At 63.2% G+C, this 209-nt stretch carries 1 pseudogene; it reads right to left on the minus strand.

Annotated features, from left to right (window positions below):
• Window positions 1-209, minus strand: a pseudogene (locus tag HMPREF2842_RS09100) (peptide ABC transporter ATPase); the annotation flags it as partial.

Raw genomic sequence — 209 nt, forward strand, 5'->3', positions numbered from 1 at the left:
GCCTTGCGCAGGCGCGGGTTCGGGTTATCCTTCTTACCCATCGTGGGGTCGTTCTTGCAGCCCCAGCGAGTGTCGTCGTAGCTGCAGTCACCTGCCACGCGTCCCACATCAACCCACCACACACGCACCAGCAACGGGTCACTGGTCGCCTGCGGGGTCACTTCCATCATCTGCCACGGGCCACCATCCACACGGAAACGAGCCGTGTA

It is taken from the genome of Rothia sp. HMSC069C10 (assembly GCF_001812205.1).
In the GTDB taxonomy this organism is placed as follows: Bacteria; Actinomycetota; Actinomycetes; order Actinomycetales; family Micrococcaceae; genus Rothia; species Rothia mucilaginosa.